The following is a 6,822-nucleotide window of genomic DNA, read 5'->3' on the forward strand; positions in this document are numbered from 1 at the left end:
GCCTGTCGCGCCAGGCGCTGTACCGCCGCATGGAGCGGCTGGGCATCGCCCGCCCCTGATGGGCGCCACGCCGCCACGCACAACCCCGCGCCCGCCGGCCACGGGCCCGGCCGGCATGCGCCTCTCGCTGCTCACGCGCTGGACCGCGATGGTCGGCACCTTGCTGACGGTCGGCATCCTGATCGCGCTGGCGCTGACGCATTTCTTCCCCAACCATCCGGGCCTGGTGCTGGCGGTGTGCCTGCTGTGCGTGTTGCCGATCTCCATCATCACCATCCGCGCCCAGCTCGAATCCATGCTGTCGCTGTTCCGCGCGCTGACCGGCACCGTGACCAGCTACCAGGACGGCGACTTCTCGTTCAGCCTGCACTGGCCGCAGAACGACGAGCTGAGCGACCTGGTGGCGGCCCACAACGCGCTGGGCGACGTGCTGCGCCAGCAGCGCCTGGACCTGGTGCAGCGCGAGCTGCTGCTCGACACCATGGTGCAGAACACGCCGGTGGCGATGCTCTTGGTGAGCGAGGCCGGCCCCATCGTCTACGCCAACGTGGCGGCGCGCCAGCTGCTGCACCAGGGCCGGCGGCTGGAGGGCCACCGGCTCGACGACATCCTGGCGCACGCCTCGCCGGCGCTGCTGGAGGCGCTGGCGCGCGGCGGCGACGGCCTGTTCACCACCCGCGAGGCCGGCGCCGAGGTGGAGGAGGAAGAGGTGTACCACCTGGCGCGCCGCAGCTTCAACCTCAACGGCCGCAAGCACGAGCTGCTGCTGCTGCGCCAGCTGACCATGGAGCTGCGCCGGCAGGAGGTGCAGACCTGGAAAAAAGTCATCCGCGTGATCAGCCATGAGCTGAACAATTCGCTCGCTCCGCTGACCTCGCTGGCCCACTCCGGCGCCGAGCTGGTGCGGCGCGGCCAGACCGAGCGCCTGCCGCAGATCCTCGCCACCATCGAGGAGCGCACCCGCCACCTGGAGAGCTTCATCCTCGGCTACGCGCGCTTCGCCAAGCTGCCGGCGCCGCGGCTGGAGCAGCAGGCGTGGCCGGCCTTCCTGGCCCAGCTGGCGGCCCAGGTCGACTTCACGGTGAGCGGTACCCCGCCCGACGAACCGTGCGCCTTCGACCCCTCGCAGCTGGAGCAGGCGCTGCTGAACCTGCTCAAGAACGCCCACGAGTCCGGCTCGCCGGCCGGCGACGTCAGCCTGGAGGTGCGGCGCCTGCACGGCGCGGTGCGCATCGACGTGCAGGACCGTGGTCCCGGCATGAGCGACACGGTGCTGACCAACGCGCTGGTGCCGTTCTACTCGACCAAGCGCAGCGGCACCGGCCTGGGCCTGGCGCTGGCGCGCGAGATCGCCGAGGCGCACGGCGGCCGCATCACGCTGGCCAACCGCGACGGCGGCGGACTGACGGTGACACTGATCCTGCCAGTGTCGGCTACAAACAACTAATCGATGATAAGAAAATTGAAATTGTGTTGGCGATTTGCACAACAGAAATTGATTGAAAGAAATTATTTATAGTTCAGCCTGTGCAATAGGCACGTTCTATCGAAATTGCCCGCGCGATAAAAAAATAGCTAATTGACATCGAAAATGGCCCAGCGTAATTTGCATAGGTAGCACCGGGGTTTCATGTCTTTTAGTCAGATCTATTGCGGAGATAATATGAAATTAAAATCAATATTGGCAGCGGGGTTGATGGCTGCGGCGGCGGGTGGCGCCATGGCCAACGATTACACGTCGCCAGTGCTCGCCATGACAGGCGGCGCAGGCAGCTGGAGCTCGGCGTTCGGCACCACGCACAGCGACGGGCTGGCGTTCACCGACACCTTTACATTCTCGTATGACGGCTCGCCGGGCACGGCGCAGGGCTTCTTCGCCAACTTCGTCAATTTCTCGGCCGGGCCGCCGACCATGCTGAACTTCAGCTGGGCCGACCTCAACGGTACGTCGCTACCGGTGTTCAATGGCTTCTCGTCGGGCAGCGTGTTCTTCAGCGTGCCGGTGAGCGGACTGATCACGCTGACCATCAAAGGCACCGACATCGGCAACGCCAGCTACGGCGGCACGCTGGACATCAAGTCGGCCGTGCCGGAACCTGCCACCTACGGCATGCTGCTGGGCGGCTTGGCGCTGATGGGCCTGGCCGCGCGGCGACGCCGGTCTTGAGCCCCGCTCAAAAAGACGCTGCGGCGTCTTTTTTTTATCCCGCGCGGGCTGGTAAACTACGCCATGTCCAAATTACCCGCCTCCGCCGCCCGCTTCGACGCGCCCGGCCACCCTCCCGCCACCATCACCGAATACCAAGGCGTGCGCAGCCTGCACCTGGGCACCTCCTGGGTGCAGGGCGCCATGCGCCTGGCCAAGCCGGACAACATCGAGCTCGAATACGTGCAGATGATGATGATGTGGCTGCTCTTCAACGACCAGCCGCGCCACATCGTCCAGCTCGGCCTGGGCAGCGCCGCGCTCACCAAGTTCTGCTACCGCCGCCTGCCCGGCGCGCGCGTGACGGCGGTCGAGCTCAATCCCAACGTGATCGCGATCTGCCACGCGCAGTTCGGCCTGCCGCCCAACGACGAGCGCCTGAACGTGCTGGAAATGAACGCCATGGATTTCGTGCTCGACCCGGCCAACCACGGCAGCGTCGACATCCTGCAGGTGGACCTGTACGACGAGGAGGCGCGCGGCCCGGTGCTGGACTCGCCCGAGTTCTACCAGGCCTGCTTCGACACCCTGCGCGACGGCGGCATGATGACCACCAATGTGTTCGGCGACTTCGCCAACTACGACAAGAACCTGCACGCGATGGAGCAGGTGTTTGACGCCGTGGTCTGGCTGCCCGAGGTGCACGACGCCAATATCGTGGTGATCGCCTTCAAGCAGTCGCCGGTGCTGGACTTCAGCGTGCTGTACGAGCGCGCCGGCGCCATCAAGAAGAGCCTGAACCTGCCGGCCAAGTCCTGGGTCAACGGTCTGAAGGGCTGGATGCTGGACCAGCAGTAACGCACCACGCAAAGCACCGTACTGATGCGCCCGCACCACAGTTTCGCACCGTTTTGCGGCGGCCCGTCGGCCAGATTACGACAAGTCGTCACATAACGCACGCAATATTGGCGAATGTGCAGAATTTGCAACATGATGGTGCATGCCGCGTTGCCGCTCAGTTCGCGGAAACGATAGTATTTTTCTCGCCCGTGCTATCCGCGCGCGTCCACAACAACGAGAGAGATACATGACAAGAGCACCGCACTTCCAACGCACGCTGGTCGCCAGCGCGATCCTGCTGCTGGCAGCAGGCCAGGGCAGCGCCCAAACCGCCGCCGCCGACACCACGGCGGCCCCCGAACAAACCGTGGTCGTGCTGGGCTCGCGCTCGGTGGCCAAGACCGCGCTGGACACCTCGGCCCCGGTCGGCCTGATCAGCCTGAAGGACATGCAGACCGCCGGCCCGCTGGAGCTGGGCAAGCTGCTGCAGACGCTGGACCCATCGTTCAACTTCTCCAGCACCTTCATCAGCGACGGCACCGACTCGATCCGCCCCGCCACGCTGCGCTCGCTCGGCCCCGACCAGGTCCTGGTGCTGGTCAACGGCAAGCGCCGCCACCAGCAGGCGCTGGTGAACGTGCAGCAGACCATCGGCCGCGGCTCGGCCGGCACCGACATCAACGCCATCCCGCTGGGCGCCATCCACCACATCGAGGTGCTGCGCGATGGCGCCGCCGCCCAGTACGGCTCGGACGCGATCGCCGGCGTGATCAACATCGTGCTCAAGTCGCAGGTCAACGAGACCCAGTTGAGCGGCAGCTACGGCACCACCTCCGAAGGCGACGGCGACCTGTACTCCGGCACCGCCAACACCGGCTTCGCGCTGGGCCAGGACGGCGGCTTCCTCAACCTGACCGCCGAGGCCCGCAAGCGCGGCGAGACCAACCGCGCCGGCCCCGATTCGCTGCGCGTCAACCCGCCGCGCGTGACCCAGCACATCGGCGACAGCAACACCAAGGACGGCTACCTGTGGTGGAACGCCGGCCTGCCGATCGACAAGGCCAGCGAGTTCTACGCCTTCGGCGGCATCTCCAAGCGCAAGAGCGATTCCTATGGCTTCTTCCGCTCGGCCGGCGACGACCGCACCATTCCATCGATCGCGCCGAACGGCTACCTGCCGGCCATCCACACCGACATCAAGGACGCCTCGTTCGCGTTCGGCTACCGCCGCGACCTGGCCAACGACTGGAAGGCCGACGTCAGCATCAACTACGGCGCCAGCGAGCTCGGCTTCCATGAGTCGGACAGCGTCAACGTCAGCTACTGGTACGAGAAGAAGGCCGACGGCAGCATCTACGGCGAATCGCCGCGCGACGCCAACACCGGCACGCTGAAGTTCAACCAGCTGACCTTCAACGCCGACGTCAAGGGCCCGGTCAAGGTCGGCAACGGCAGCATCTTCGTCGCCACCGGCTTCGAATACCGCGCCGACAACTACCAGATCGTGGCCGGCGACCCGGTCTCCTACCAGTACGGCCGCACCAACAACCCGGCCATCGTCATCAAGACCCCGAGCGGCGCCACCGCGGCCTCCGGCATCCAGGGCTTCCCCGGCTACACGCCGGCCACCGCGGTCGATTCGGGCCGCCACAACATCGCCCTGTTCCTGGACGCCGAGCACAAGCCGGTCGACAACCTGACCCTGGCCGGCGCCGTGCGCTACGAAAAATACTCGGACTTCGGCAGCACCGTCACCGGCAAGCTGAGCGCCCGTTTCGACCCGACCAAGGAAATCGGCTTCCGCGGCAGCCTGTCCACCGGCTTCCGCGCGCCGAGCGTGCAGCAGGAGTTCTACAGCTCCGTGTCGACCAACCTGAACAACGGCGTGCTGACCGAAACCCTGACCGCGCGCCAGGGCAGCGCCGTCACCCAGGCCTTCGGCATCGCGCCGCTGAAAGAGGAAACCTCGACCAGCGGCAGCGTCGGCATGGTGCTGCGTCCGGCGAAGAACATGTCGCTGACCGCCGACCTGTACGAGATCAAGATCAAGGACCGCATCGTGTTCTCGAGCGAGATCGCACCGGAAGCCAACGGCGGCCCGATCGCCAACATCCTCAAGCCGCTGGGCGTGGGCCAGGCGCAGTTCTTCACCAACGCGGTCGACACCCGCACGCGTGGCCTGGACATCGTGGCCGAGCATACCTCGAAGTTCGCGGCGTCGACGCTGGTGCTGTCCGGCCAGCTGGGCTTCAACAAGACCGAAGTCACCAAGCGTCATTCGACGTCGTCGGTGCTGACCGGCGAGCAGCTGTTCGACAAGTCGCAAGTGACCCTGATCGAACACGGCCAGCCGCGCAAGCACCACGTGGTGGCGGCCGACTACACCGCCGGCCAGTGGAACGTGAACACCCGCGCCAACTACTACGGCGAAGTGGAAGCGGAAAACTTCAGCCCCCTGCAGAAGTGGGACGCCAAGTGGCTGGTGGACGCCTCCGTGCGCTACGCCTACACCAAGCGCACCTTCTTCAGCATCGGCGTGAACAATATGTTCAACCAGCTGCCGTCGGAGTGGACCAACGGCGGATCGTTCCCGAAACTGGGCTTCACCCGCTGCTGGGAAACCTGCCCGATCGGCGTGAACGGCCGCTCGATGTACATCCGCGCCGACACCGCGTTCTAATGTCAGCTTGAACGGTTGGCGGCAAACGCCGCCAGGTGCAGTATCGCCGCCAACTGTTTGACCAGTCCCTCCATCCGCTCGGCCGGCACTTGTGCGTAGCCGAGCATCAGTCCCTTCCAGCCCGACGTTCCCTGCGTGTCCTTGCCGCTCAGCGCCTCGGCCACGATGCCGTGTTCCAGCGCCTGCGCGCTGATCGCGTGGTCGTCCAGGTCCGCCCGCGTGAAGCGCAGCGCCAGGTGCATGCCGGCCGAGCCGCCGTGCACCGTCGCCACCGATCCCAGATGCTGTTCCAGCGCCGCCACCAGCGCGTCGCGCCGCTGCCGGTACAGCCGCCGCATGCGGCGCAGGTGCAGCGCGAACTGGCCGCTGCGCAGGAACTCCGCCAGCGCCAGCTGCTCGGCCACGCGCCCGCGCGCGGACGACTGCGCGCGCATGCGGGCGAAGTCGTCCGCCAGCCACGGCGGCACCACCACGAAGCCGATCCGCAGCGACGGGAACATGGTCTTGCTGAAGGTGCCCAGGTAGACCACCGGCGCGTCCGGCGCCAGGCCCTGCATGGCCGACAGCGGCGCGCCGTCGTGGCGGAATTCGCTGTCGTAGTCGTCCTCGATGATCAGGGCGCCGGCCTCGCGCGCGGCGGCGATCAGCGCCATGCGGCGGCGCAAACTGAGCACGCTGCCCACCGGGTACTGGTGCGACGGCGTGGTGTAGACCAGGCGCGGAGGACGCAGCAGCCAGTCGGCGGCGGCGGGCGCGATGCCGTCGTCGTCGACCTCGATGCCGGCCACGTTCAGGCTGGCCGCGCGCGCCGCCGCCAGCGCGCCGCCGTAGCCGGGGTTCTCGATCCAGATGGTGTCGCCGACATCGGCCAGCGCGCGCACGCACAGATCCAGGCTGCTCTGGGTGCCGTCGGTGATGAACACCTGCGCCGCCTCGCACACCACGCCGCGCGCGGCGCGCAGATGATCGGCGATGGCCTCGCGCAGCTGCGGCTCGCCGGCCGGGTCGCCGTAGTTGAGCTGCTCCACCGTCAGCGTGCGCCACGCGCGCTCCAGCATGCGGCGCCACAGCGTCAGCGGGAAATGATCGAGCGCCGGCACGCCGGGCACGAAGGCGCCCATCATCTCGGCCGGTCCCTGCGGCGGGCGCAGGGACC

Annotated in this window: 5 protein-coding genes; 4 read left to right on the plus strand and 1 reads right to left on the minus strand. The window is 66.9% G+C overall.

The window, feature by feature from the left end; translation table 11 throughout:
• The first annotated feature begins 148 nt into the window (after window positions 1-148).
• From GTP90_RS34225 to GTP90_RS34240, 4 genes are all read left to right on the plus strand, one after another.
• Window positions 149-1,447, plus strand: a complete 1,299-nt coding sequence (locus GTP90_RS34225) for a sensor histidine kinase (protein ID WP_254452181.1) — start codon at window positions 149-151, stop codon at window positions 1,445-1,447.
• Window positions 1,448-1,663: 216 nt separating this feature from the next.
• Window positions 1,664-2,167 (plus strand): FxDxF family PEP-CTERM protein, encoded by a 504-nt coding sequence (locus tag GTP90_RS34230; RefSeq protein WP_254452180.1) that lies wholly within the window; start codon window positions 1,664-1,666, stop codon window positions 2,165-2,167.
• Between the two features lie 63 nt (window positions 2,168-2,230).
• Entirely contained in the window at window positions 2,231-3,004 is a 774-nt protein-coding gene (locus GTP90_RS34235; RefSeq protein ID WP_161087699.1) for a spermine/spermidine synthase domain-containing protein, read from the plus strand.
• A 229-nt stretch (window positions 3,005-3,233) separates the two neighbouring features.
• Window positions 3,234-5,666 (plus strand): TonB-dependent receptor plug domain-containing protein, encoded by a 2,433-nt coding sequence (locus tag GTP90_RS34240; RefSeq protein WP_161087700.1) that lies wholly within the window; start codon window positions 3,234-3,236, stop codon window positions 5,664-5,666.
• Between the two features lie 2 nt (window positions 5,667-5,668).
• Here GTP90_RS34240 and pdxR read toward each other — a convergent pair.
• A partial coding sequence (gene pdxR / locus GTP90_RS34245) for a MocR-like pyridoxine biosynthesis transcription factor PdxR (protein ID WP_161087701.1) occupies window positions 5,669-6,822 on the minus strand: 1,154 nt, incomplete at its 5' end.

Origin of the sequence: Duganella vulcania (genome assembly GCF_009857655.1) — a bacterium.
Classification (GTDB): domain Bacteria; phylum Pseudomonadota; class Gammaproteobacteria; order Burkholderiales; family Burkholderiaceae_D; genus Rugamonas; species Rugamonas vulcania.

Bases quoted from the DNA above. Each gene is read 5' to 3' on its own strand.
- GTP90_RS34230 (WP_254452180.1), top strand. From the start codon at position 1,664: ATGAAATTAAAATCAATATTGGCAGCGGGGTTGATGGCTGCGGCGGCG.
- GTP90_RS34235 (WP_161087699.1), top strand. From the start codon at position 2,231: ATGTCCAAATTACCCGCCTCCGCCGCCCGCTTCGACGCGCCCGGCCAC.
- GTP90_RS34240 (WP_161087700.1), top strand. From the start codon at position 3,234: ATGACAAGAGCACCGCACTTCCAACGCACGCTGGTCGCCAGCGCGATC.
- GTP90_RS34225 (WP_254452181.1), top strand. From the start codon at position 149: ATGGTCGGCACCTTGCTGACGGTCGGCATCCTGATCGCGCTGGCGCTG.